Source organism: Sphaerisporangium rubeum (assembly GCF_014207705.1).
GTDB lineage: Bacteria > Actinomycetota > Actinomycetes > Streptosporangiales > Streptosporangiaceae > Sphaerisporangium > Sphaerisporangium rubeum.
Genome location: NZ_JACHIU010000001.1, coordinates 2,352,288 through 2,377,540, shown reverse-complemented (window position 1 = coordinate 2,377,540; position 25,253 = coordinate 2,352,288). Strand labels below are relative to the sequence as shown.

Here is a 25,253-nt window from a genome sequence, read left to right as displayed (position 1 = left end):
CCGGGGGTTCGCCCCTTGTCAACTGGGGTTATTTCTCTATATAGATGTACTCGTGAGGGCTCTTGTCCAGCCACTTTTAACGTGCGCACCGCATTTGCGAGAAGGACGTCCTCAGGGCATGGCGAAACAATCCGCCGCGCTTCGCTTTTCTCAGGCGCGCGAAATCAGATGACGGCCGCTTTCTCGTGCGCGGCTGCGGGGGTCAGGCGGCGACCGTGGCGGCGAGGCGCTCGCGGACGTTGCCGCGCCACAGTTCGTACGCCGGGAGCCGGCCGCCGTCCTTCGGCGTCACGGCGGTGGCGTCGGCCAGTGCGACGGCGTCCTCGACGGTGAGGCCGGTCAGCACGGCCGCCGCGGTCTCGGTGTGCGCGGGGACGCCGAGGCCCGCGTAGTGGCGTGCCTTGGCGGCGAACACCGAGCCCTGCGCGACCTCGGGCCGGTACTCGCCGGCCTCGTCCCGCAGGACCCGCAGCGCCTCGGCGGTGGCGCCGCCGGCGAACGTCGCGGCGAGCCCGGCGCCGCTCCACAGGTCGGCGTGCCGGTGCGCCGCGAACCGCCGGATCCCGGCGGCGACGGCCAGGGGGTCACCGCCGTGGATGAACCACAGGGCCCGGCCGATGCCCTGGTCGGCGGCACGCGGGAAGTAGTCCGCGTCGCCTTCCCACGGGTACGGCGCCAGGGGCCGCTGCTCGTCGACGTACCGCCGGGTGTCGAAGTAGGCCCGGTCGAACGCGTAGCCGTCCACCGCGAGCCAGGTCATCACCGGGTAGTAGTCCGAGCCCGTGAGGTCCGGCATGACCTTCTTCCACAGCGGCCTCGGCAGCCGCGCCATCGCGAACCCCACACCGATGTACGTCAGGAAGATGTGCGGCTGTCCCGGCCCCATCAGGAGGTCACGCGTCTTGTGACCCCGGCCACCCGCCATGGCGTCCAGCACGGTGAACGCCATGGTGGCGCCTTCGTAGGCGAAGCCGCGGAACTCGGGGTCCACGAGGTCGAGCCGCCGTTCCACCTCCCACTGGCTCCTGGCGTCGATCCCCCATTCGAACCCGCAGATCACCGACTGCGGAATGGCCTCAAGCCGCCGCGTGGCGTCGGTAGGCGTGACGGGAAAACCCCGCACCTCGAAAGTCACGTCGGCCATGGACGGTGTCAGCAACAACCGGCGAATCGATCCCAGCAAGGTCGGCATAATGGGCCTCCTTAACATTACGGCGGCCCGATGGCCGTCCGGCGCCACCAACAAGGCCATTTCATCGTCATATGCCGAATAGTTGCGCCACATCTCCCGTATTGCGGTGCTATGCCGCATTACCGCCGACCACCCGGCAGTCAGCTCACCCAGCCGCTCGTCCGCCAGGCGTCGCGGCCCGAAGGCAGGGGACGGCGCGCGGTGCGGGCACCGTCCGACCAGGCGGAGCGGGGGGTCTCGGGGACGGTGTCGTCCGCGTCCTCCAACCAGGCGAGGACGGCGACGAGAGCGGCGAGCTCCTCAGGAGTGGGATTGCCGCGGGTCACCTCGAGGTACGGGAAATGTGCCACGCCAACCTCCGGAGTCCGGCTCTTCGAGCGTCGCTCCGCCGGTGGCGCGGCACAACTTCCGTCGTGCGGAACGGCGCTCAGCCCTTGAAGGCGCCGTCCATGATGCCGGCGACCATGCGGCGGCCGACGAACACGAACAGCACGATCAGCGGCAGAGTGGCGAGGAACGACCCCGACATGGCGAGCCCGAGGTCGATGGCGAAGCTGTTCTGCAGCGCCTTGATCGCGATCTGCACTGTGTACATCTCCGGGGACTTCAGCACCACGAACGGCCACAGGAAGTCGTTCCAGGCCGTGACGAAGCCGAGCAGGCCGAGCACGAAGGCGGCCGGACGCACCAGCGGGAAGACGACGCGCCAGAAGATCTGCCAGACGGTCGCTCCGTCGATCCTGGCGGCCTGGAGGATCTCGTCACTGATGGCGGAGGAGATGTGCTGGCGCATCCAGAAGATCCCGAACGCGTTGGCGAGACCCGGGACGATCAGCGCCTGCAACGTGTCGGTCCACTCCAGCCACGAGATGATCATGTACCTGGGGACGATCGCGAGCTCCGTCGGCACCGTCATGGTGAGCACCACGACCAGGAGCAGGACGTTCCGGCCCCGGAAACGCAGTTTCGCGAACGCGAACCCCGCGAGCGCGCACAGCACCGCCTGTCCCGCGCCGATCGTCGCGGCCACGACCAGGCTGTTGACGATCGACTGCACGAACGGCACCGTCGTGAAGACCAGCTCGGCCAGGTGGAAGAAGTTGCCGCCTGGCACGATCTCGGGAGGCAGTTCGGTCGCCGCCGCCGTGTCGGTCGTGGCGACCACGAACATCCAGTACAGCGGGAAGACGCAGGCGAACACGGCGAGCGCCAGCAACGCGTAGGTCCACCACCGGACGCGGTCGCCGGACCGCCGGTTCGTCGTTGTCATCGTCACTCCGCTCATGGCCGTCCCGGGCGGATCCGGGTGGACAGGTAGAAGTTGATCCCCGCGAACACCACGACCATCAGGAACAGCGCCACGCCGATCGCCGATGCGTAACCGAACTCGAACTGGCCGAAGCCCTGCTCGTACAGGAAGAGGGTCAGCGTCTGGCACTGCCGGACCGCGCCGCAGGTGTTCAGCGTGGTCCGGGAGACCAGCAGGGGCTCGGTGAAGATCTGCAGGCCGTAGATCGTCGACGTCACGATCGTGAACACGATGACGGGCCGCAGCGAGGGAATGGTGATGTGCAGGAACTGCCGCCAGGTCCCCGCGCCGTCGACCGCCGCCGCCTCGTAGATCCCCCGGGGGACAGCTTGCAGCGAGGCCAGGTAGAGCAGCGTGGTGTAGCCGGTCCATCGCCAGGTGACCATCACGGCGATCAGCACGTGACTCCCCCAGACCGACTGGACGAAGTCGATGTGCTCGAAGCCGAACAGGCCGATCAGCCAGTTCAGCAGTCCGTAGTCGCGGTCGAAGATCTGTGAGAACACGATGGCGGTGGCCGCGACCGAGGTGATGTACGGCACGAGCATCGACATGCGGAAGAACACCGCGAAGCGCAGCCGCACGTGGTTGAGCAGGTGGGCCAGCAGCAGAGCGAAAGCCAGTTGCGGCACGTTCGAAAGGAACCAGATGCTGATCGTGTTGCGCACCGCGTTCCAGAACCGTACGTCGCCGAAGAGCCGGGTGAAGTTGTCCCAGCCGATGAACACGTGGTCGCCGATGGGGTTCCAGTCGAACAGTGCCACGTAGAACGTGAACAGCAGCGGGATGAGGCCGAACACCGCGAAGATCGCGAAGAACGGCGCGATGTAGGCGTAAGGCGCCAGGATGTCGGTGAGCCTGCGCCGCGGCGCCGCCGGAGCCGGCGGCGGGGTGATGGTGGCCCGGGCAGGGCTGATGGTCGTCACGCTTTTTCCGTCGCTTCCCCGCCGCCGGGGCCCGGCGCTCAGGCCGGGCCCCGGCGGCGCACGTGGCAGAGTGCCTAGCCGCCGATCGCGGTCCTGATGGCGGTCAGCGCCGCGTCCCAGGCCTTGGCCGGGTCACCCTTGCCCTGCTCGACGTTGGTGATGGCGTTCAGGAACTCCTGGCCCATCACGGCGCTGTCCGGCCCGATGAGGAACGGCTTCAGCCCGAGCAGCGAGTCGGTGTAGATCGTGCCGATGGGAGCGTCGTTGAAGAACGGCTCCTTCACCGAGGTGAGCTTCGGGTCCTTGTAGACCGACGGCGTGGTCGGCAGCGACCCCGCCTCGGTGAAGTGCTGGAGCTGGCCCTGCGGGGACTGCGTCGAGCTGATGTACTCCCAGGCCGCCTTGGGGTTCTTGGCCCGCTTGGGGATCGCGAGGTAACTGCCGCCCCAGTTACCGGCCCCACCCGGGATCTTGGCGAGGTCCCACTTGCCCTTGGTGTCCGGCGCGTTGTCCTTGAGCTGGCCGAGCATCCAGGACGGCGCGGCGATGACCGCGAAGTCACCCTTCTTGATGCCGGCGCTCCAGGCGTCGGAGAACGACGCCTGCCGCGCGGTGATCTTGGCGGCCACGGCCTTCAGCCCGAGGTCGAACGCCGCCTTCACCTCGGGGTTCTTGTCGTACACGGGGTTGCCGGCCGGGTCGTAGTACTTCTGCGACACCTGGTTGACCGCCTGGTAGAAGATCCCCGTGCCGGCGTTGTCGATGAACGCCTTGCCGGTGGCGGCGGTGTACTTCTTACCGGTCTCGATGAAGGCGTCCCACGTGGGCCACAGCTTGGACACCTCGTCGCGGTCGGTCGGCAGCCCGGCCTCCTTGAACAGGTCGGTCCGGTACGCGACCGCCATGCCGCCGACGTCCGTCGGGATCCCGATGATCGAGCCGTCCTTGGCGACGGACTGGCTGATCACCCAGTCCAGGTAGTCGCTCTTCATCTTGTCCGCGCCGAGCGTGCGCAGGTCGACGAAGTTCTGCGGCTGCTGCACGAACTTCGGCAGGTTGTCCCCCTGGATCAGCACCAGGTCCGGCACCTTGCCGCCGGCGAGCGCCGTGGTGAGCGCCTGCGCCGTCTCCGTGGCGCCGCCGACCTCGGTCAGCTTCACCTCGACGTCGGGTCGCTTCTCCTTGTACTTGGCGACGTCGGCCTTCTGGTTGATGCCGGTGAACGACCAGAACTCGAACGACTTGCCGGCGGCACTTTCGGAAGGCGTGCCACCCGACGAGCCGGAACAACCCGACATGGCGAGAACCGCCAAGGCGGAACCGACCGCTGCGACCATGCGGAATTTCACGGCGACCTCTTTCACTGTGCGGTGGTCAGGGGGGTGAGGTGCAGAAGCGGTGCCGACGCCGTCCCTCCGATGAGGACGACGGTCGTTGTCTCACACGAACCGCGTGTGGAATCGGCCCAGCGACCGTCCGATGAATACGGCCGCGTCGGCGGCGAAAGTTACATCGTGACTCCTAAACTTTCGGCCACAGATCGAGGAGAGCCCGCCACCATCTGCGTACCGGCTTACCAGAGCTCTTCTCGCAGAACCGTTTCCGTCTGCCGTACCGTAACGATGCCGAACCGTCACATAGTTCCGGCTCTCCGGCACGCAGCGGAGTCCGAAACTTTCGGCATCGTTCCGATCGGACCTAGCATGCCCCTTCCGCAGTCCCGATAATCCGTCGGCAACACATCCGTAATAATCGGATGTTTGCTCTGGTCAGTCCCACAGTCAAGAACCAGGAGCCACTTCACGTATCTCCAGCCTCGTGTGCCAGGCCCGGTGAGACCGCTGTCACGGCCGGTCGAGCGCGGGGGACGAGGCCTGCGGCACCAGCACCCTCGGGTGACCGGTGCCGTCGGCGGGGACCGTCCACACGTCGTTGACGCCGTCGGGACGCTGGAGGCCGTACGCGAGGGTGCGGCCGTCGAGCCAGACGGCCTGGTCGTCCACGCTCCGGGACTCGGCCGAGGCCGTGACCCTCCCCGTCGCGAGGTCCAGGACCGACAGCCGCCAGCCGCGGGCCGGGTCGCCGTTCACTGCGGACTTGAACGCCAGGCGGGTGCCGTCCGGGGACAGCGAGGGACACTCGATCCCTTCTCTGACGGCGCGCAGGGTTCTGGCCGTGAGATCACCCTCGACCAGGTGGCGGCGTCCGCCGGTGGACATCGTGGCGTAGAAGGTGGTGTCGTCCCGTGCGAAGGTGACACCCCAGACGTTGACGTCCGGCGCCTGGTACCGGCGTCCGCCGAGGGTGATCGCGAAGCGCTCCAGTGAGGTGACGACCGCTCCGGTGCGTGTGTCCAGGATGCCCGCGCCGGTGGAGAACCCGTCCGCCGCGTAGGAGTGGCCGTCGACGAACAACGTCCAGGCGACCATCCGGCCGCTGCCGGACACCTGCAGCCGGTTCGGGAATCCGGTGAGCGGCACCGAGCGCCGTTCCCGCAGGTCCCGGCCGAGCACGACGAGCCTCGTGCGGCGCAGCGCGTCCACCGGCCGCAGGCAGGCGACGGTGCCGCGCGCGGCGTACGCGCGGTCGCACCGCCACGTCGTGACGGTGCGCGGCCCGCTCGGGTCCCGTGCCGTCACCGTGGACAGCACACCGTTGCTCAGCACCTGCAACCGGCCGTCCCCGGCCCAGGCCGGTGCGCCTCCGGCATACGGCTCGCCGGGCCCCGCGCCGGCTCCGTCGCGCGGCGCGCCGGACCCGCTCGGCGCCACGCCACCCGGTGCGGAGCCGCCGTGCCGGGCCCGCAGGACGTACACGGTGGCCGTGGCGGCGAGCAGCAGGGCCGCGCACACGACGACCGCCACGCGCGTACGGACGCTCAGCTTCTCCATCGTCGTCCCGGCCGGTCAGTGGCAGGACGTCGTGCCGCTGTCGGTGAACGTCCCGCCGGCCTCGGGGACGAACTCCCAGGTGTAGGAATCCGGATGCAGGGTGAACTTCAGCACGCCGAAGGTGCCGTTGTCGCGAACCTCGCTGTTGGGGAGGATCGTGCCGAAGCGGTAGAAGGCCGCGCCTCCGGTGCCGGCCACGAAATGACGGATGCCGCGCGCCTCGTCCAGCCTGCCGCGCGGGTCCATCGGAGCGAACCGCTCGTACTGGTGGTTGTGCCCCGTGACGACCACCTCGGCGTCGTTGTCGTACAGCGCGCGCACCAGCGGCCCGACCGACGTGTCCGGCGCGTGGTCGGCGCCGGAGGTGAACCTCGGGTGGTGCCAGTACGCCAGGGTGCAGGGCTTCGCGCTCGCCACGAGATCCGCGCGCAGCCACCGCTCCTGCGGCGAGCCGGCGTCGCAGCCCCCCACCTCCCCGCAGTTGGAGTTCAGCGCCACCACGTGCCACTCGCCGAGGTCGTAGGAGTAGTAGCCCTTGCCCGGATCGCCGGCCGCGGCGCCGAAGTAACCGAAGTACCCGGCGGCACCCCCCGTGCGGTACTCGTGGTTTCCCGGCACCGGCCGCGTGCGCGCCTTGTGCCGGCCCCAGGTGGGCTCGTAGAACTCGGCGAAGTCGGCGGCCCTGCCGCTCGGGTAGGCGTCGTCGCCGGCCGTGAAGACCGTCCCCGGGATGTCGTCGAGCAGGTCGGCGGTGGCACTGTCGCCGTTCCCCGAGCTCGCGATGTCCCCAGCGCCGACCAGCACCGGGTCACCGGACGGCGTGGGACCGCCTGACGCGGCCGGTCCCTCGGACTCCTGCGGACCGGTGGACGTTCCGGGACCGGTGGACTCGCCGGGTCCGGCCGGCGTCCGGGGCCCGCCGGACGTTCCCGGCGTCCCGGAACCGGTGGTCGTGATCACCAGCTGTGGCGCCGTCGGGCCGCTCTCACGGGAGTCGTAGTCGGCGCCGTTCCCGTCGGCGGACGTCACGCCGAAGGCGTACGCGCCGTCACCGCGCACGGCCGAGGTGACGTCGAGTTCGTACCACGTGGCGCGGGCCACCCGGCCGAGGGAGCCGAGGGTCGCGCCGTCGACGGCGGGCTGGTCACGCCAGGTGACACCGGTCTCCTGCCACGTGTGGTCGCTCACGGCGCGGACCGTGCCGCCGCTGTCGCTTCCCGCGCCGGACACGTCGGCGGTGTGGACGTGGAGCCTGGCCGACGTGACGGCCCCGCTCAGCCCGGTGACGTCGAACCGCAGGAACATCCGCTTGACCGGCGAGCCGTCCACCCCGAGGCGCGGGGTCGTGCCGTAGTTGACGGACGCCGCGGAGGCGTCCACGTAGGTGTCGGCGGCAGGCGTGAAGGTGGTGGTGGCCGCGGAGGCGGCCGGCTCGTCACGGGCCATGGTCACCGCGACGGCGACGCCTCCGGCGACGACGGCGACGAGCAGCAGCACGATCACGAACTTGCGCCTGAGCATTCTGGCTTTCCTCCCGGGTGGGTCATTCTCCTCCACCCGGCCTCCGGCGCCGTGGGAGATGCTCGCCTACTGGCCGAACGAGTACCGCAGCCTGGCGTTGATCAGGTAGTTGAGGCGGTACCGGTAGTGGCCGACCAACGCGGCGGCCGGCGCCTCGTCGGGGGTCAGCAGCGTCCAGCGCAGTGAGCAGCCCTGACCCGCCTCACGCAGGTCGAACCGGATGACGTCCCTCGGCCGGGACGGCCACAGTGACGACCACACCACGAGCGTGGGCCGCACCGCCTCGACGATCCGCGGCTCGACCTCGCCTTCGCGCAGGTCCAGCCACGGCCGCGAGCCCGGCCGTCTCGGCTCGTTCAGGCACTCCCACACCACGTGCGGCGGAGGAGCCTGCTTGCGCTCCCGCGCGCCAAGTTCGATCACTACGCACCACGACCCCGTGTCCGGCAGGCAGCACTGTACACGTCCCGGGCCGCGCCACCGGTTTTGTCACCGCCGTCCGGCAGACTTCCCGCATGACCCGTGACATACGACTCCGTCCCGTCCAGGATTCCGACCTCGAGGTCTTCCACGAGCAGGAGCAGGACCCCGAGGCCGCGCGGCGCGCCAACTTCCCCCCGCGCGAGCGCACCCGCTTCATGAACCACTGGCGCACGGTCGTCCTCGGCGACCCGGCCAATCTCATCCGCGCCATCACCGTGGACGGCCGGCTCGCCGGCAACGTCCTGTCCTGGTGGGAGGAGGACCGCCGTTTCATCGGCTACTGGCTGGGCCGCGAGTACTGGTCCAAAGGCGTCGGCACCGAGGCCCTCGCGCTCTTCCTGCAGGAAGAGAAGATCCGGCCGCTGTACGCCGACCCGGCGGCCGGCAACACCGCGTCGGTCCGGCTGCTGCGGCGCCACGGCTTCCAGGACGCCGGCACGGTCCTGCACGACGGTGTGGAGCACCTGCTCCTGGTGCTCGGCGAGAGCTGACCCGCCGGCCGGGTTCCTTGTGCGGTGGCCCGCGGGTCGCGTTCCTTCCGCTCGGCGAAGGGTGTCCCCCCGCCGGTCAGAGCGCGGTGCGGCGGAACTGCTGGTTCTGGTTGGTGGTGCAGGGATACTGCTTGAACTGGACGTTGTCGGCCGTGCTGCTGCTCGGCAGGTCCATGCACTTGCCGGAGTGGCGGGCCACCAGGTTCACGTAGCCGTCGGAGGCGGTCTGCACCCGCCACTGCTGGTTGGCGCCGCCGTTGCAGGTGTACTGGATGATCCCCGCGCCGTCGGCGGTGCTGCCGCTGGTGACGTCGAGGCATCTGCCGGAGTTGCGCGCCACGATCTGCGCGTACCCGCCGCCGGCGTCACGGAAGGTCCACTGCTGGTTGGCGCCGCCGTTGCAGGTGTACTGGATGATCACGCCGTTGTCCGCGGTGGAGCCGTCGCGGACGTCCACGCACTTGCCGGAGTGCCGCACGTTCAGCCGCTCGTAGCGCGCGCTCGACGACGTGATCGTCCCCGCCTCCGTGTCGATGGTGACGGAGTCGGCGTTGGCCATGGTCATCGTCGTGGCCGTCGGGAACTGCAGCGGCAGCCAGACGTACCGCGAGTCGTTCACCGGCCCACCCCACGCGCCGGCCCACCGGTCGCCGAGATAGAGATACGCCGTACCCGAGGTCCCCTGTATCGGCTGCACGTACGCGGTCTGCGAACTGTACGCTGTGCCGTCACCGATGTTCTGCAACCCGCTCCACGAGCCCTCGACGCTGGACGCGGTCGCGTACTTCTGCTGGTTGGGTGACCAGCCGGTGGCGCCGGAGGTGAGCAGGAAGTACACCGATCCGCGCTTGAACATCGCCGGAGCCTCACGATAGGACCCCGGCCACAGCCGTTGCACCTGTGCCGCGATGTCGGTGTAGTTCGCGGTGAGCCGGTAGACGTGCAGGTCGGCGTTCTCGTTCGCCGCCGAGATCATGTACGCCGTGCCGTTGGTGTCCTGGAACAACGTGATGTCCCGCGACATGTAGTTGAGCGGCCGGAAACTCCGCAGATAGGTGTAGTCCCCGTCCACCGTGGACGACACCGCCACGGCCGCGCGCGCCTCACCGTAGTCGCGGCCGTTCTCCTTGTGCATCCACATCACGTACTGACCGGTGCTCGCGTTGTAGACGACCTTGGGCCGCTCGATGTTCGCGACCCGCAGCTCGGAGTGACTGTTCTGCGTGAGCACGTGCCGGCGGAACTCCCAGGTACGCAGATCCGTGGACCGATAGACCGACACGTACCGGAAGGTGGAGTCGGCGTTGCGGTTCTCCCCGAACCAGTAGTAGTACGAGCCCACCTTGAGCATGCCGCCACCGTGCGCGTGCACGGCCGCACCGCTCGTATCGGTGAACCCGGTACCGACCGGGATGGTCACCGGTGCCGCACTTGCGGCCGGCGCCAGGGCCATCGCCAAGATGAACGCACCGACTACCAGGAGAACGCGCCGGACCATCGCCTCGCTCCTCACCGGGGTGCGGCGACCCCGCGCGGCGGACGCTAGATCCGGTGCGCGGGACGGTCAAGGAAAGATCGCCTCTCCGGCGGAGCCGCCGCACGGCACGGCACGGCGGGAAGTGAGCCCTGCCTGCGGGTACGGCCCTCCTCGCGCGGCGGGCCGTACGGACGCCGCTTCTGAACCTTTCGCGGCGCTCGGCGCCTCGGTACCGGCAAACCGGCCGCGGGACGCGACCGGGCCGGACGACGGCTCGCGCTACTCGGCGAGGGTGCCGCAGGTGTGGTCCTGCGGCAGCTCGGGGTCGGACTCGATGGCGGCGAGCAGGGTCGCCTCGATCGGACGGCGGATGGTCTCCCCCTTGTCGCAGTCGTACAGGACGTAGGTCCCCTCGCTTTCGCCGAGCAGCATCATGCGCCGTCCCTCATACAGCGGCTTGTTGTCCTCGGGGTTCTTGAGATCGGCCCACTGGCTCTGGAAACCGACCGCGGCGAGCAGCAGGTCGGTCTGTCCGGTGCGGTGCGCGTCCGTGGCCGCGGAGAGCAGCTGGATGATGAGCAGGAACCCGAGCCCGAGGCCGGTGAGCGCACCGACCAGCAGTTTCATGCCTGCCCTGCCGACCGGCTTGCGGCGCAGCAGCCGGAACGGCACGAGGAACGTCAGCACGCCGAGGCCGACCGCGATGATCATCATGGCCGTGAGGTCCAGATCGCCGAAGACGCTGAAGAAGCCCCAGTACGAGGCGCCGCACCACAGCGCGGCCACCAGCGCCGCGATCCACGGACGGCGGCGCACGGCACGCGACAACCTGCCGATCGACCCGAGGGTCAGCTTGTCGAGCACCCACAGCACTCCGACGATCAGGCCGAGCGTGGGGAGCAGGAGCAGCAGGAGCAGCACCAGCGCACCGGAGAGCCGGCCGAACAGCACGGCCTGGTCGATCCCCGCCTGCTGCGGGCTGACGCCGAAGACCCCGTAGATCTCCTCGATCCCGATGTACAGGACGGCGTACAGCGCCACACCGACAGGCAGCACGACCGACCCGATGCGTTCGAGCAGCTCGACGACGCTTCCGCTCTCGTTCTCCACCGGAGCGTCGGTTTCGGGCCGCACATTATTAGAGGTATGTTCTACCGTTACTTGCGGATGCACGGCGCCAGACTCTAGCGCCTGCTAAATACTCACATCACCGATAAGACAGATTTGATCAGGCTTGTCGACCAATGGTGCATTTGCGGCGCCAACGTGCGCCGCGTCGCCGGTCAGCCCGTCATCTTCAGCAGCGCGCGCATCGTCTCGGCCGGAGTGACGCAGCGGAAGCCGGTGTCGTCGTCGAGCATGGTGGCCGAGGCGTCGTTGAAGGTGGAGGGGGTGGCCCGGGTGAAAGGGCTGGTGAAGGCGCTGCCCTTGAGTTCGTGGCGAGTGGGCTGGGAGCACGTGGCGAGCCATTCCCAGGTGTTGCCGCACATGTCGTAGACGCCGAAGGGGCTGACGCCGCTGTGGTAGCGGTCGACCGGGGTGGTGGTGCCGGGGCCGCTGTCGCGGACGTTGCACTTGGCGGGGGTGAGTTGGTTGCCCCAGGGGTAGACGTCGCCGCGGACGCCGCGTGCGGCCTTCTCCCACTGGGGGGCCGTCGGGAGGGCCTTGGCGGCCCACTCGGCGTACGCGGCGGCGTCGTGCCAGGTGACGTAGACGACCGGGTGGGTGGACAGGTCGCGCGGGGGGCCGGAGTCGGTGGCCCAGTGCGGGGGGCGGCGGTGGCCGGTGGCGGCGATGAAGCGTGCGTAGTCGGCGTTGGTGGTCGGGAAGATGTCGATGTAGAAGGCCGCGAGGTGGACGGGCTCAGCGGCGGGGCCGCACAGGAACACACCGGCGTCGACGAGGGTCATCAGTTTGCCGTCGATGGGGTGGCGCACCTGGGGGTGGCCTGTCGTGACGGGGGACGGGCCCGCTGAGGGATCGGCCCGCGCGGGGACGGCCGGGGTGGCGAGCCCGGCCCGCGCGGGGACGGCGGGGATGACGAGGTCGGCCCGCGCGGGGCCGGCCGGGACGAGGCCGGCACGCGTGAGGGTGGCCGGGGTGACGAGGCCGGCGAATCTCGCGTGTTCGTCGGAGGTGGAGGCGGCCAGGGACGAGTCGAGTGCCGCCTGGTTGACCGGCCGGGGGTGGATGCCGGTGCCGGCCGCCTCCCACTTGGACACCATGCGCTCGCTCACGCCTAAGTGGGCCGCGAACGCTCTGATGCTCATCCGCTTGGCCTCGCGCAGCGCGCGGACCTCACGGCCGGACCAGATCTGGATGGTGGGAGGCATCGGTCGGCATTCCTCAGGGGGCTACAGTCGCTCGGCGGGGATCTCCTCGTATTCCTTCTGCAAAGTCTGGAAGATGGGGTGGTCGCCGGGAAGTGAATGCGCGTTGATGGCCGTTATGGGACGCACGCCGATGGTGGTATTGGTGGCGAAAGCGGCCTCCATCCGCGGGACGTCCTTGATGTGCACCGGAATCGTGACGGTCTGCTCGTGGACCTGCTTCAGCAACCTCATGGTGACCCCCGCCAGCACCGGCGCGCTCGGCCACACCACCCGTTCTCCGTCGAAGAACCCGACGTTCCACGTGGTCCCCTCGGAGACGAACGACGCGTCGTCCACGAAAAGCGCGTCGTCGAAACCGTTGAGTTGAGCGTTCCTGCGGTCGAGCACCGCGCCGAACAGACCGATGTGCTTCACCTCGGGAAGATCGCGGCTGTAGCTGGCGGTACGCACGCGGATGGGAGTGGCCGGCAACCTGCCGGCGGGACGGGTGGTGACGAGCACACTAGGGGTGCCGGACGCCGACGGCTGGCCGAGCTCCATGGCGGGGTCGAACAGCGTCACCCGCACCACGAACGACCCCGTTTTCCCGGCTATGGCGTTTCGTATGAAATGCCTGATCCGCTCTCGGTCCAGCTCGGCGCCGAACAATATCCGGCAGTCATGGACAAGCCTATCTAAATGATGAGACAATCCACGGACCGACTGGTCGTCGACTCTAATCGAAGTAAAGTGACCGTAGTTGAGCAGCCCGAGCGCCTGCAGAGCCTCAGGGGCAACGGGCGTGCCGTTGAGTTCCGCCATGCCGGCAAGTCTCGCACATGCCCCTACCAGGGCATGCACCCTGGTTCAGCGATAATTCAGCCCTGAGGCAGGTGCAGGACCTGTAAAAGGTCCACAGGGTGCGAAAACCTTTGTACATGATCGAACGGCGCGACATTCGTTTCCAGAGAGCTGACCTCCGGCCGCGTCGGGCGGCCTTCGTCCGGCGGAAGGCGGCGCCGTGACCACGACGGAGGACATCGGCGACCGCCGGGCCAGAGCCCAGACCGAAGCACTGGCCGGCCTGCGCGAGGCACTCGCCGGGCCCGCGCTCCGCTGCGTCATCGTCGAGCGCGTCCGCCTGGTGCTCCCCCGCAAGTTCGGCCCCCGCGTGCACCTGCCGCCGTACATGGAGATCCACGGCAGGGTCGGCCTGCTCGCCACCGTGTCGGTCATCGCGCGCAGGACCGGCAGGTTCGCCTTCTCCATCAGCCGGCCCACCGCCACCCAGCCCACCGAGGTCAAGGACGCCGAGTCCCTCGCCGCGCACATCCTGGCCGACATGACCTCCGACGAGAGCCCCCTCCCCGGACCGGCCCGCTGACCCGCCGAGTTCCGCGACTCCTGGTCCACCGGCCACGCCTCACCGGCCCGTGCTCGCCTCACCCCGATCAGGCCAGGGGTGCATGAGGGGCCGGCGCCGGCGCCGGCCCCTCATCCGCCGTCCAGCGCCACCAGAGCCAGGCCCCACGGAAACCCGTCCTCCTCGCCGGAACCCGAGGCGTCCGGCTCGGACTCCCCCACGAGCACGCGCACCCCTTCGGCACGCAGCCGCTCGACGCTGTCCCGGAAGACCGCACGTCCCGCCAGCGCCGCGTTGACGGCGGGAACGACGACGACCGGGATCCCGAGCCCCGGCGCCTCCGCGAGCACGCCGAGCGCGTAGGTGTCGCTGATCCCCTGCGCGAACTTGTTGACCGTGTTGAACGTCGCGGGGGCCACGATGACGGCGTCCGCTCGCGGCGGCTTCGGCTCGCTCGGCCTGCGATGCCGGCTGCGGACCGGCCGGCCCGTGCGCTCCTCCAGGGCCGGCACGTCGATGAAGCCGAGCGCCGACGGGGTGGCGACCACCTGCACCACCCATCCGGCTTCCTGCGCGAGAGCGACCAGGCGTCCGGCGCCGGCGGCGGGCCAGGCGGCGCAGACGACGACGTAGAGGAGCTTGCTCATGAGGACACCTTTCCGCACCGTCCCCTTGGGGGCCCACCCCACCCGCGCGAGCGCCTGGCGGTGGCGCCGGCCACCTCGTTCCACGACCGCCTGTCGCGGCCACCGAACGTGTGCCTGATTTGGAAACTCATTGCGGATGACCCAAACATCGTCACGCTAAGCGCATTACAACGTCCGCTTTAATGCGAATTACCTACAATAATCCTCCATCATGGTGACGCAGCGTCCCGATGGACGGCAAAATCCGCTCGAAACCCCGATCAGGCCATCCATAAGCCGTTGGCCAGGCGAAATGCCGATCGAGGATCTCGCGGTACACGGCGTGGAAATGGTGGTTGAATCACGCGAGGCAGGTCCATTGGACCGTTACAACCCCAACCTAGACAGGGAGTGTCGATGGTTTCCCTCAACCAAGGCGCATACGTCCCCGGAAGCGACAGGTACGAGTACGGGTACAACTCCATCCCCAACATCCCCATCACCGGAGCGCCGGGAGACACCAACTTCCGCCGCTGGTCGATGCTGTACGACGGCACCACCTACCGCCTGTACGCCTTCAAGGGCAGCTCCCGCGACACGCTGTACCAGTTCGCCTGGAACGGCAGCTCCTACGCGTACGGCCACAACTCCATCCCCGTCCTCACCCTCACCAACATCCCCGCCGACGCCGACCCCGGCAGCATCTCCCTGCTGCACAGCGGCGAGGCCTACCACGCCTACCTGCGCCGCCTCGGCGACCCCACGACGCTCTACCAGTTCATCTACGTCCCCGGCACGACCACCTACCAGTGGTCCTACGGCAACTACATCCCCACCCTGCAGGTCACCGGCTTCCCCGCCGACACCGACTGGTCGCGCTGGACGATGCTGCACGACGGCACCGCCTACCGCATCTACGCCTTCCACTACGGCTCCAGCAACCAGCTCTCCCAGGGCTCGTGGAACGCCGCCGCCTCGCAGTACCAGTACGGCCACAACTCCATCCCCCAGTTGAAGCTCGTCAACTTCCCCGCCGACAGCGACGTGGGCCGCGCCGCCATGCTCCACGACGGTTCGAGCTACCGGTTCTACTTCCAGAAGCCCTGACAGCCGCGGGTCGCGCGGGCCCGCCTGCGCGAACCGAGGGACCACATCGGCTCTGATCTGGGAAAACGTGCGAGAAGCCGGGTACCTGTCACTCTGACGGGCCCCGGCCGCGCGCGTGGTCAGGCGGACAGGCGCTCCGCGCGGCCGGCGCCTCGCGACCGCGAACGCGCACCGAGAATCGGAGCAAGAGCATGCCCTACATCACCACCAGCGACGGCACGGAGATCTTCTACAAGGACTGGGGTTCCGGTCAGCCCGTCGTGTTCAGCCACGGCTGGCCGCTGTCCGCCGACGACTGGGACACGCAGATGCTGTTCTTCCTGGGGCACGGCTACCGGGTCGTCGCGCACGACCGCCGGGGCCACGGCCGGTCCGCGCAGGTGGCCGACGGACACGACCTGGACCACTACGCCGACGACCTGGCCGCGGTCACCGCTCACCTCGATCTGCGCGACGCCATCCATGTCGGCCACTCGACCGGCGGCGGCGAGGTGGTGCGCTACCTCGCCAGGCACGGCCAGGATCGTGTCGCCAAGGCCGCGATCATCTCCGCGATCCCGCCGCTCATGCTGCGGACCGAGGCCAACCCCGGCGGCCTCCCCAAGAGCGCCTTCGACGACCTGCAGGCACAACTGGCCGCGAACCGGTCGGAGTTCTACCGCGCGCTGCCGTCCGGCCCGTTCTACGGCTTCAACCGGCCCGGTGCGGAGGCGTCCGAGGCGATCATCGAGAACTGGTGGCGGCAAGGCATGATGGGTGGCGCGAAGGCCCACTACGACGGCATCGTGGCGTTCTCACAGACCGACTTCACCGAGGACCTCAAGAAGATCACAGTGCCGGTGCTGGTCATGCACGGCGACGACGACCAGATCGTGCCGTACGAGGACTCCGCTCCCCTGTCCGCCGAACTCCTGCGCGACGGCACACTGAAGACGTACTCCGGCTTCCCGCACGGCATGCCGACCACCCAGCACGACGTCATCAACGCCGACCTGCTGGAGTTCTTCCGCTCCTGACCCGGCGGCGCCACCGTACGGCCGGCGTGCGGCTCACGTCCGGCCGTACCGCATGGTCACCTGCTCGCTCGTGCGATGACCTCCTCGGTGGTCAGCGGCGCTCTCGGGTGATGGGTCAGGCACAGCGGCGTACGCACCTTCGTGAACGCCGCACCCTCAGGCGCGACGTAGAACTGGCCGCTGCGAAGCGAACCGATGTCGTCGACACTTCCGCCTTTGACGCGGGCCATCGCCTTCGCGGCCTCGATCTGCACGTCCGCGTTCAGCAGACCGTAGAACTGCGTCGCGGCGTTGCCGGGGATCCCGTTGTGCAGGCCCTTCGGCGCCTGGGTCGCGAACACCAGCCCCAGCCCGTACTTCCTGGCCTGCGAGGCCAGTGCGAGCGTGCTGCGCGTACACGCGGTCATCGCACCCGAAGGGGCGAACGTCTGCGCCTCGTCCATGACGAACAGCCCGCCGAGCGGCCGGTCGCCGGCGGGATTCCTCTTGATCCAGGCGAACAGCGCCATCTGCAACTGGTTCACGAAGGACTGCCGCTCGGCCTCACCCTGCAACCCCACGAAGCTGATGACCGAGACCCTGGCCCGCTTCCCGTCGGCCGGGGTGAGGAGCCGCGCCGGATCGACCGGCGTGCCTTCACCACCGAACAGCGGATCGGTCACGACGGCGGCCCGCAACACCTGGGCCAGCCCATCGGCGATCTTCGTCGCGCCGCCGATCCGGCTCAGATCCTCCGGGAAGTCCGCCAGCAGATCGATCAGCCCGCCGAGCCCGCCGCTCCTGTACCTGCCGAAGTGGACGACCGCCTCGGTGAGCACCCCCCGCGCGACCTGGGCCTTGCTGGTGTTCCCCTCCACCTTCGCGCGCGGGCCGAGCGCCGCCATGGCGGCCTGGACGGCCTCGTTGAACTCGTCGACGTCGTCCCTCACGCTCGCGAAGTCAGGCAACGGCTGGAAGGCCAGCGGCCGGCCCTTCTCCCTGCGCGGCGTCCAGACCACGACATCGGTGTCCGCGAGGTACCGGGCCGCGCGTCCCGCGTCACCGGGTCCCCAGCCGGACTGCTCCTCCGGCCAGGGGTCACCGAGCCGCGCCAGGTCGTTGTTCGGGTCCAGCACGATCGAGGACACACCTTGAAGAGCGCACTCCTCGACGATCCGCCTGATCAGCACGGTCTTCCCCGAACCGGAGCCGGCGAAGATCGCGACATGCTTACGCAGGGCCTCCAGCTCGACGGAGACCTTGACGCCGCGCTCGAACGAACGTCCCACGATCAGCGACGGCACACCGGCGGGCCGCGTCTCCGGGGACCGGCCGGGGATGCCGGTCTCCTTCGCCGGGCCGGCGCGGCCGGCGTCCTTGGCCGGTGCGGGCTTCGTCTGTGCGGACTCTCGCACAGGGGCCTCCTGTACCGGCGGCCGTCGCACGGCCGACTCCGGTACGGCCGACTCCTGTGCAGGTGGTTCGTCAGTGGCTTGCCGGGCCGGCGGCTCCGGTGGAACGGTCGGATCCGGCCAGTCGTCCAAGGCGTCCTTGAGGAGCTTCAAATCCGCGACCGGTCTTCTGCTTGCGATCCACTGGTCGAGATGCGCGACGTTCTCCGCGTAGAGGTCCCGCAGCGCGCAGAGCACCTTGAGATCCTCCTCGTCGGCCGTGATCACCCGGCCGCCTCTGGCGTGGAACTCGGCCACCGCCGCCTGCGTCTTCGGCCCCGAATTCCACGGGATGTTCCTGATGATGATCAACCGGCGCTTGGGGGTTCCGTCCTCAAGACCGGCTTTGAGCACCGCCTTCTTGAGACGGGTCAGCGCCGCGAGATGGTGCTTGGCGGCGATGCCGCGGAAGGCCCAGTGGATCTCGTCCTCGGTGGCCTCGTTCAGAACCTGCTTGAGACCGGCATGAAGAGAGGTCTTCTGACCCATCGGGGGGTCGACACGGTAGTGCGCGGACGTCTCGCGCCGCTCCGCGATCCAGGCCCGCAGACCGGCCGAGATCAGATCAGGAAGCACCGCGTCCTCCCGCTGCGCGTCCAGTGCTCCGCTGACCTCTGCCGAATCGGCGAGCATCGCGAACTTGACGTCGATCGCTTGAAGCATCTGCGGTGTCGGACCGGGTGGCTTGGGGATCACGACCATGTTCGAGGGAGCTTCGATCTTGTCAAGCTCGGTGATCTCGCCTTGGAGCTGACATTTCTGAATGTGCCTGGACAGGCATTCCAAGACCTGACGCGGAGTGTAGAAGGAGGCCTGTTCGAATGCCTCCGGTTTGATGGGCCACGTCGGATACGGCCTGTCGAAACCGATGCTTTTAAAGTGCTCCTCAAGCCGGAGAGTGACGAGCTCAGCCCCGACCGCGGGAGTAGGAATACGCCGGAGGAACGCGGCTTTCCGGAAGCGGTCCCGGAAGCTCTGGACCCCCAGATCCTCCATGAGCTCCCACGTTTCCGGCAAGCAGGAGAGAACCGTCAGGGTCCGGCTCGTCAGCTCACGAAGGTTGGTGAGCCCATGCGCGAACTGAAGAACGGCAGGAGTCGCCGAACCGACCCTGCCGCTCTCGACAAAGGGACTGCTCTGCGCGACGAACGCGTCGAGTTGGTCGAACGCCATGACACTCGGACCCGTCAGGGCCAGCAGGCGCGAGATGTCGCGGACGATCTCCTGAGGGGATTTGTGTACCTGCCGGAAGCCCCACTGCAGCCGGTAGCTCTCGCCGTCCTCGACCGAGCAGATGTACGACTCGCCGATGTCCGACAGAGCATGCTGATTGGCCCCCAGGAGGACCAGAGCCCGAGCGGCGTCCTGCGCCTCCTTGGCGACCCGGCGATCGACCCGGAACAAGGCCTCGATGAACTGGTCGAGGTCCTCACGGGTGAGCGTCTGGTTACCGATGATCGTCTGCTGGGTCTTCCGCGGAAGCTCCATCAGGCCCGTCAGACTGCGAAGAAACCGCTTGAGCTGGGTTTCCTCGTCCATCCCCACCCGGGCCAGTCCGTCCTGGATGGACACGACGGCGCTTTCCCAGAAGTTGCGCGCGTCGAGGACACCCATGAGGAAGAAGTAACCATGGCGCTGGATGGCTTGCTCGCGCAGCCAGCTCATGAGGTGCGTCTTCCCGCTTCCCGCACCCCCCTCCAGGACCACCCCGACCGGGCTGGTCACTTGAGAATCGGCGGCGACGTCCAGTCCGGAGCGAAGAGCGTAGTCAGCCGCCGGATGCATGTCGGGTACATGGAACGGAACCGGCTGCCAGACATCCTCACTGGCGTTGACGGTCGAGAAGATCTTCAGACTGTTCAGCGCGTACCACTCGGTGACCATCATCACGCTCCGATGCGGAACTGATGGTTCGGTGTGCTGCCGATGATGATCGCGGCAGCGTGGTCCTCAGGCTTGAGGTCCCCCAGGATCGCGACCGGCTCGATGTCCACCCGGCCCGCCAGCATCATGGCGCGGAGAACCTCGTCCTGGAGGTCCCGGTCGATATCCGTCAGAGCAGCCCGCAACTTCGTCATCGTGGCCCACCGGCCGGGGCTACGCGCGATCTGGCCATAAGCCTCGCGAATCCGGCCCTCTACTTCGTCCGCCGACATTGTTGTGACAGGTGCCTCAACGGACTCCTTGGGGACAGGAACCGCTGCTGTGGAGACCCGGAGCGACCGCAGGTACAGAAGAGCCAGGGTCTTACCCGAACGAGAGGTGACAGCTATCTCCTTCGTGGAGACCTCTTCAATCACGCGCTCCTCACCAGGCGGTGTGATGGTGTACCAATAAGCACCCCTCACCCTCCTTTCCGACTCGATCAACTTGTCATCGACGAGACCGGTGCGGTTCTTGGGACTAAGGTCCAAGCCCCACTTGTCTTTCAATTCCTTATGGGCTACAGAGGTTCCCAGCTCCTTGAGCACAAGCAGAGTGGCGACCTGCTGGTACGTGAGTTTGTCTCCGGACATGGACCTGCTCCTTAGCTGTTTCCAAGGCGACGCGCCTGCAGAATTTCCCGAATGTGCCGCAGAACCCCCCGCAGATCACCCCTGACCTGCTGATTGGTGAACCGCAGCACCGTGAACCCGTCACGCTCCAGATGCCGATCACGAACGAGGTCCCGCTTCATCTGCGCGTATCTCTCGTGTTCCGGCCCGTCGAGCTCCACCACGCACTTCTCCCGGACCCACATCAGATCCGTACGGATCATGACGAACAACGCGTCCGCCGACTGGTACGTCTGATTCCAGGCCCGGCCATGGGCCCAGTCGCACTCGGCCAGCGCCGCCTCCATGGCCCGCTCCACCGCGCTCCCCGGATGCGGCCGGCCGGCGACCGGCGGCACCCCCACGGTCCCGGTGTCCGGCGACTCCGTCATCTCCTCGGCCAGCCGTCTGACCGCCGCCGGCACCTTCAGGTACCGGGTGTCGACGCGGTGCAAATCGGGCCCGACGAGCCAGATCCCCATGCCGCCGCGATGGGCCAGCCACTCGCATCCGGCGACCAGCACCGTCTCCCCGTGGCCGGTCAGCTTCTCCGGCACGTAGACGACCAGCGCCATCGCGTCCCGGCCGAACGTGGCGGCGACGACCCGGGCCAGTCCGGCGGCCCGTATCTCAGCGGGGAACGACCGTCCCTCAGGTCCGCGCCGGCCGGGGACCAGCACACCTCGGTGCTGGACGGCCCGGCCGGCGAGGTCCGCCAGGAACGGTCCGAAATGACGACTGCCGGACGCCAGGCGCATCGCGAGGGACCGCGCCGCCGCCACTCCCCCGCCGCCGGGGCCGGAAAGCCTCTCGCCATCGGGTAACCAGCCGGGGAAAAGCCCGATGGCCAGTATTTCCAGCTCACGGAGGATGGACTCCGCGAACTCCGAAACCGATTCACATTCAGCGGCGGCATATGTGACGACAGCAGGCCCGGTCCCAGGCATGGGGTCCAGCAACAATTCCATTACATTCGCATCGATGTCGGAATCGTGTCCAGCGAGGCGGAGCACCCTCCCCACCGGGAGTTCGCTCCACGGGAATGCCACACCGACCCCCTCCGACCAGTCCACTGAAACGCGACTTTGCGAAGGGTAGCGGGCACGAGCCGTAACTAGCAGGAATTCCTGAGATATCTTCCTTTTCGGAGCTTACAAAACCCTCCAAACAGGTTTCCTGGCCGTCCTTCACCCCACCATTCAGGTCAGCTGGGGTCCGCACCGGCGTCGATCCGGTAGCCGACACCGGGCACGGTGGCGATGAGCCAGGGTTCGCCGAGGCGTTTGCGCAAAGCGGAGACGGTGATGCGGACGGCGTTGGTGAACGGGTCGGCGTTGGCGTCCCAGGCCCGCTCCAGGAGCTCTTCGGCGCTGACGACACCGCCTTCTGCGGCGACGAGGACTTCGAGCACGGCGAACTGCTTGCGGGTCAGCGCGACGTAACGTCCGTCGCGGTAGACCTCACGGCGGAAGGGGTCCAGCCGCAGGCCGGCCAGCTCGCGGACCGGCGGCCTGGCGTGCGCGCGCCTGCGGTCGAGCGCGCGCAGCCGCATGACGAGTTCTCGCAGCTCGAACGGCTTGGTGAGGTAGTCGTCGGCACCCAGCTCGAACCCCGAGACCTTGTCGTCGATCCGGTCGGCGGCGGTGAGCATGAGGATCGGCATGCCGCTGCCGGAGGCGACGATGCTCCTCGCGATTTCGTCACCGGAAGGGCCGGGGATGTCGCGGTCGAGGACCGCGAGGTCGTAGGAGTTGACGCTGAGCAGTTCCAGTGCGGACTCGCCGTCCCCGGCGATGTCGGCGGCGATCGCCTCCAGCCGGAGACCGTCCCGTACGGCCTCGGCCAGGTAGGGCTCGTCCTCCACGATCAGCACACGCATACCCGCAGCGTAGGCGCCACGGCATATCGCCGGCATATGCGAGCCCGCGCCGCCGGTCGGCGCACGACCCTTACCGGTCTCAGGGCCGCATCCTCGGGTCCTCGGTCGGATCGGCGTACATCGGCGGGCAACCGTCGTGGACGGCATCGGGACGCAACTCGTAATGCCACGGCTCGTTGCCGTAGATCTGGCACAGCCCGTAGGCCGTGCCGTGCCTGGACAGCCAGGACGCGGCGTCTGCCGGGCCGACGTCGACCGCCTCACCTTTCACATGTTCGGACGTGCCGGGGGTGGCCACCCACCGCGCGGCCTCTTTCGCCGATCCGTACCTGCGGACCGCCTCCCGCAGCAACCGCCGCTGGTAGGCCGGTGACCGCCAGCCGCTGCTGACCCCGATCCCGACACCGTCGGCTTCGGCGTCCCTCGCCGCCTGGCGCAGGGCATCGAGGAGATCCGGGTCGAGATTCCGCACGGCCGCCTTCTTGTCGTCGAAGACCGAGACCGTCCTCCCGGGAGGGATGACACCGTCCCTCCCGTCCACCGAGATCCGTTCGCCGGCCGACTGGACGGGCCGCACCGGCGGAGCCGACGCCACGAGCGGCCGCCACGCGACCGACGCGGCGATCACGGCACCGACGATCACCAGACCGGCGAGCAGGATCCATCGCCTCCGACGGGCCGGCATTGACAGTGAAGCGCTGTGATTCATGCCTCCACCGAAGGCAGAAGCCTGTGGCGACGACGTATGCGCTTTTCCATACGCCTGCGACACACCACCGTCAGGGCCCGAGGAGCACCGACACGGTGAGTGCGGCTGACCATTCACCACGGACCGGCGCGCGCTCCGGCACACCGGGACGGGTGGCTACGTACCGGCTCCAGAACCGGCGGAGGTGAAGTAGGCGGCGCTCTCCGCGTCCGCCGGGTAGTAGGACTCGATCGTGACCTCGTCCAGGGTGATGTCGAGCGGGGTGCCGAACGTGGTGGTGGTCGAGAACAGCCGTAGTTCCCGCTCGCCGAACCGGAAGATCATCGGGATGGCGATCTCGGACCCGGCCGGATGGCGCACATTCTCACCGCCGGGTGCCAGCAGTTCCTCGTAGAGCGCGGTGAGCCCGGGGTCGGGAGCGGCGGCGAGCTGGCGTGCGATGCGGGTGCGCAGCAGCGAACGGACCTCGGCCAGATTGACGATCCGGGGGGCGAACCCGCGCGGGTCCAGCCCCAGCCGCACCATGTTGACCGGCGGCCGTAGCAGGTCGGGGGCGACGTTCGCGAGGAACGGGTCGATGGCGCGATTGGTCATCACGATGTTCCAGCCGCGATCCACGACCAGCGCGGGGTACGGCTCGTGTGCGCGCAGCACCCGTGCGATCGCGTCCCAGGCCGCCTTCAGCGCGTCCCCGTCCAGCGGTCGCCGGGCATAGCGGGGTGCGAAGCCGGCGGCGAGCAACAGCCGGTTGCGCTCACGCAACGGCACGCCGAGCTGCTCGGCCAGGCGGAGGATCATGTCGGCGCTCGGGTTGGACTTGCCGGTCTCCACCAGGCTGACGTGCCGGGCCGAGACGTCGGCGGCGATCGCGAGATCGAGCTGGCTGAGCCCCCGGCGATGCCGCCACTGCCGTAGCAGTTCCCCGACCGTGTACATGACCGCCGATGCTACTCATCGTGGAGCGAGGCGCCATGAAACGCGAGTTCATCGACACCGTGGCGATCGGCCGGAAACACTGCGTCCCGTGACCACAGACAACAAGACCATCGTCCTGCAGGCCCTGACGACCCTGGTCGCGACCGGCGACGTCGACGCACTGGCGCCCTTGCTGACCGACGACTTCCGCCACCACCGGCCGGACTCGGCCTCGACGGCCAAAGCGGAATGGCTCGCCGCCGTACGCGCCGCACTCGTCCCCCTGGCCGGCATGCGGGTCGAGATCCACCATGTACTGGCCGACGGCGACCACGTCGCGATGTACTCCCACCGGCGGTTACCCGGCGCCGGGCCGGAAATCGCGGTCGTCGACATCTGGCGCCTCGACAACGGCCTGATCGCCGAGGCCTGGGAGCTCATCGAACCGGTGTCCCAGGCGGCCGCCAACCTGACGTGGTGGCGAACTGCCGAGCACTGACCCGGCTTGGTGCCGCTCGCGTCAGGTGATGTTAGCGCTCACATAATGCGTCTACCCGGACTTCCTCTCTCTTGAAATGACGGTGTGTGGTGTGATCGAGTAAATACGGAAAGTCGCTGCCGACGGATGCCGGTGGCGATGGCGTGAGCCGCCGGGGAGGCCTGCCGCGGGATATCGGCATCGACACACCTTCGCGACGAAGGGCCTGTAGTTGAAACTTTCACGTGTGAACTTTCATCTCGCTTCCTCAGGAAACAGTCGCAGGTGTCCGACGACAAGCGCCTGAGAGCCCGCGCGAGCGGCAACCGGACAGTGCCCTGGGACCGCGACCCAACTCGACGCGCTGTCCGAGCAGGAGAAAGTGGACATCACCCGTAGTTCGAGGCTTGACGCCGGCATCCCGTGCACTTGCCTCCATTGGCACACCCTCGCCGTCATCGATGAACCACGACTTTTCCCCTCAAGTCATCCAGGCCGGCAGCCGCCTTTCGAATCTTGACCGCACAGTTGTGACCGCTCACACTGTCGTAACGCCGATGTAACCTTCACTTCCGCTGCGGATACAGGATGCGC

The 25,253-nt window shown here is 68.2% G+C and carries 24 protein-coding genes; 5 read left to right on the top strand and 19 right to left on the bottom strand.

Annotated features, from left to right (window positions below):
• Window positions 1-202: 202 nt before the first annotated feature.
• The 8 genes from BJ992_RS10160 to BJ992_RS10125 form a co-directional block, all read right to left on the bottom strand.
• On the bottom strand, window positions 203-1,192 hold the full coding sequence (locus BJ992_RS10160) for a DUF1702 family protein (protein WP_184979801.1): 990 nt from the start codon (window positions 1,190-1,192) through the stop codon (window positions 203-205).
• 140 nt (window positions 1,193-1,332) lie between these two features.
• Entirely contained in the window at window positions 1,333-1,542 is a 210-nt protein-coding gene (locus BJ992_RS10155; protein ID WP_184979799.1) for an acyl-CoA carboxylase epsilon subunit, read from the bottom strand.
• A gap of 77 nt (window positions 1,543-1,619) precedes the next feature.
• Complete coding sequence (locus BJ992_RS10150; RefSeq protein WP_221474750.1) at window positions 1,620-2,462, bottom strand: carbohydrate ABC transporter permease; 843 nt, start codon at window positions 2,460-2,462, stop codon at window positions 1,620-1,622.
• Between the two features lie 11 nt (window positions 2,463-2,473).
• Entirely contained in the window at window positions 2,474-3,427 is a 954-nt protein-coding gene (locus BJ992_RS32735; protein WP_343072582.1) for a carbohydrate ABC transporter permease, read from the bottom strand.
• Window positions 3,428-3,501: 74 nt separating this feature from the next.
• Window positions 3,502-4,764 carry an ABC transporter substrate-binding protein gene (locus tag BJ992_RS10140; RefSeq protein WP_184979795.1) on the bottom strand — a complete coding sequence of 421 codons (1,263 nt, stop codon included), beginning with the start codon at window positions 4,762-4,764 and terminating at the stop codon, window positions 3,502-3,504.
• 507 nt (window positions 4,765-5,271) lie between these two features.
• Complete coding sequence (locus tag BJ992_RS10135; RefSeq protein WP_184979793.1) at window positions 5,272-6,318, bottom strand: TolB family protein; 1,047 nt, start codon at window positions 6,316-6,318, stop codon at window positions 5,272-5,274.
• Between the two features lie 15 nt (window positions 6,319-6,333).
• The gene (locus BJ992_RS10130; protein WP_221474749.1) at window positions 6,334-7,839 is read right to left on the bottom strand and encodes a CBM96 family carbohydrate-binding protein; all 1,506 of its coding nucleotides are present in this window, start codon (window positions 7,837-7,839) and stop codon (window positions 6,334-6,336) included.
• 66 nt (window positions 7,840-7,905) lie between these two features.
• Window positions 7,906-8,262, bottom strand: coding sequence for a hypothetical protein (locus BJ992_RS10125; RefSeq protein ID WP_184979791.1), 357 nt, complete (start codon window positions 8,260-8,262; stop codon window positions 7,906-7,908).
• 92 nt (window positions 8,263-8,354) lie between these two features.
• On the opposite strand from BJ992_RS10125, the gene BJ992_RS10120 reads away from it, so the two are divergent.
• Window positions 8,355-8,813, top strand: a complete 459-nt coding sequence (locus BJ992_RS10120; protein WP_184979789.1) for a GNAT family N-acetyltransferase — start codon at window positions 8,355-8,357, stop codon at window positions 8,811-8,813.
• 76 nt (window positions 8,814-8,889) lie between these two features.
• Here BJ992_RS10120 and BJ992_RS10115 read toward each other — a convergent pair whose 3' ends face one another.
• From BJ992_RS10115 to BJ992_RS10100, 4 genes are all read right to left on the bottom strand, one after another.
• Window positions 8,890-10,233: an RICIN domain-containing protein gene (locus tag BJ992_RS10115; protein WP_221474748.1), complete on the bottom strand. Its 1,344-nt coding sequence runs from the start codon at window positions 10,231-10,233 to the stop codon at window positions 8,890-8,892.
• A gap of 336 nt (window positions 10,234-10,569) precedes the next feature.
• Entirely contained in the window at window positions 10,570-11,424 is an 855-nt protein-coding gene (locus tag BJ992_RS10110) for a hypothetical protein (protein WP_184979785.1), read from the bottom strand.
• A 149-nt stretch (window positions 11,425-11,573) separates the two neighbouring features.
• On the bottom strand, window positions 11,574-12,623 hold the full coding sequence (locus BJ992_RS10105; RefSeq protein WP_184979782.1) for an SUMF1/EgtB/PvdO family nonheme iron enzyme: 1,050 nt from the start codon (window positions 12,621-12,623) through the stop codon (window positions 11,574-11,576).
• Between the two features lie 21 nt (window positions 12,624-12,644).
• Window positions 12,645-13,424, bottom strand: a complete 780-nt coding sequence (locus BJ992_RS10100) for an aminotransferase class IV family protein (protein WP_184979772.1) — start codon at window positions 13,422-13,424, stop codon at window positions 12,645-12,647.
• A 199-nt stretch (window positions 13,425-13,623) separates the two neighbouring features.
• On the opposite strand from BJ992_RS10100, the gene BJ992_RS10095 reads away from it, so the two are divergent.
• Complete coding sequence (locus BJ992_RS10095) at window positions 13,624-13,986, top strand: hypothetical protein (RefSeq protein ID WP_184979770.1); 363 nt, start codon at window positions 13,624-13,626, stop codon at window positions 13,984-13,986.
• 110 nt (window positions 13,987-14,096) lie between these two features.
• Here BJ992_RS10095 and BJ992_RS10090 read toward each other — a convergent pair whose 3' ends face one another.
• A complete protein-coding gene (locus BJ992_RS10090; protein ID WP_184979768.1) occupies window positions 14,097-14,612 on the bottom strand; it encodes a flavoprotein in 516 nt (171 codons plus the stop codon).
• Between the two features lie 396 nt (window positions 14,613-15,008).
• Here BJ992_RS10090 and BJ992_RS10085 point away from each other — a divergent pair, with 396 nt between their 5' ends.
• Together BJ992_RS10085 and BJ992_RS10080 are read left to right on the top strand one after the other, a co-directional pair.
• On the top strand, window positions 15,009-15,698 hold the full coding sequence (locus tag BJ992_RS10085) for a hypothetical protein (protein WP_184979766.1): 690 nt from the start codon (window positions 15,009-15,011) through the stop codon (window positions 15,696-15,698).
• Window positions 15,699-15,889: 191 nt separating this feature from the next.
• Window positions 15,890-16,714, top strand: a complete 825-nt coding sequence (locus BJ992_RS10080; RefSeq protein WP_184979764.1) for an alpha/beta fold hydrolase — start codon at window positions 15,890-15,892, stop codon at window positions 16,712-16,714.
• A gap of 56 nt (window positions 16,715-16,770) precedes the next feature.
• On the opposite strand, the gene BJ992_RS10075 is transcribed toward BJ992_RS10080, so the two are convergent.
• From BJ992_RS10075 to BJ992_RS10050, 6 genes are all read right to left on the bottom strand, one after another.
• Entirely contained in the window at window positions 16,771-20,031 is a 3,261-nt protein-coding gene (locus tag BJ992_RS10075; RefSeq protein WP_221474747.1) for an ATP-binding protein, read from the bottom strand.
• The gene (locus BJ992_RS10070) at window positions 20,031-20,660 is read right to left on the bottom strand and encodes a hypothetical protein (protein WP_184979762.1); all 630 of its coding nucleotides are present in this window, start codon (window positions 20,658-20,660) and stop codon (window positions 20,031-20,033) included. Before BJ992_RS10070 ends, BJ992_RS10075 begins: the two co-directional genes overlap by 1 nt.
• Before the next feature lie 11 nt (window positions 20,661-20,671).
• On the bottom strand, window positions 20,672-21,460 hold the full coding sequence (locus tag BJ992_RS34215) for a DUF559 domain-containing protein (RefSeq protein ID WP_184979760.1): 789 nt from the start codon (window positions 21,458-21,460) through the stop codon (window positions 20,672-20,674).
• 422 nt (window positions 21,461-21,882) lie between these two features.
• On the bottom strand, window positions 21,883-22,557 hold the full coding sequence (locus tag BJ992_RS10060) for a response regulator transcription factor (protein ID WP_184979758.1): 675 nt from the start codon (window positions 22,555-22,557) through the stop codon (window positions 21,883-21,885).
• 79 nt (window positions 22,558-22,636) lie between these two features.
• Window positions 22,637-23,200, bottom strand: a complete 564-nt coding sequence (locus BJ992_RS10055; protein WP_343072581.1) for a M15 family metallopeptidase — start codon at window positions 23,198-23,200, stop codon at window positions 22,637-22,639.
• A gap of 222 nt (window positions 23,201-23,422) precedes the next feature.
• Window positions 23,423-24,202 carry a helix-turn-helix domain-containing protein gene (locus BJ992_RS10050; protein WP_184979754.1) on the bottom strand — a complete coding sequence of 260 codons (780 nt, stop codon included), beginning with the start codon at window positions 24,200-24,202 and terminating at the stop codon, window positions 23,423-23,425.
• Between the two features lie 88 nt (window positions 24,203-24,290).
• Here BJ992_RS10050 and BJ992_RS10045 point away from each other — a divergent pair, with 88 nt between their 5' ends.
• Complete coding sequence (locus BJ992_RS10045) at window positions 24,291-24,680, top strand: nuclear transport factor 2 family protein (RefSeq protein WP_343072580.1); 390 nt, start codon at window positions 24,291-24,293, stop codon at window positions 24,678-24,680.
• The last annotated feature ends 573 nt before the right edge of the window (window positions 24,681-25,253 follow it).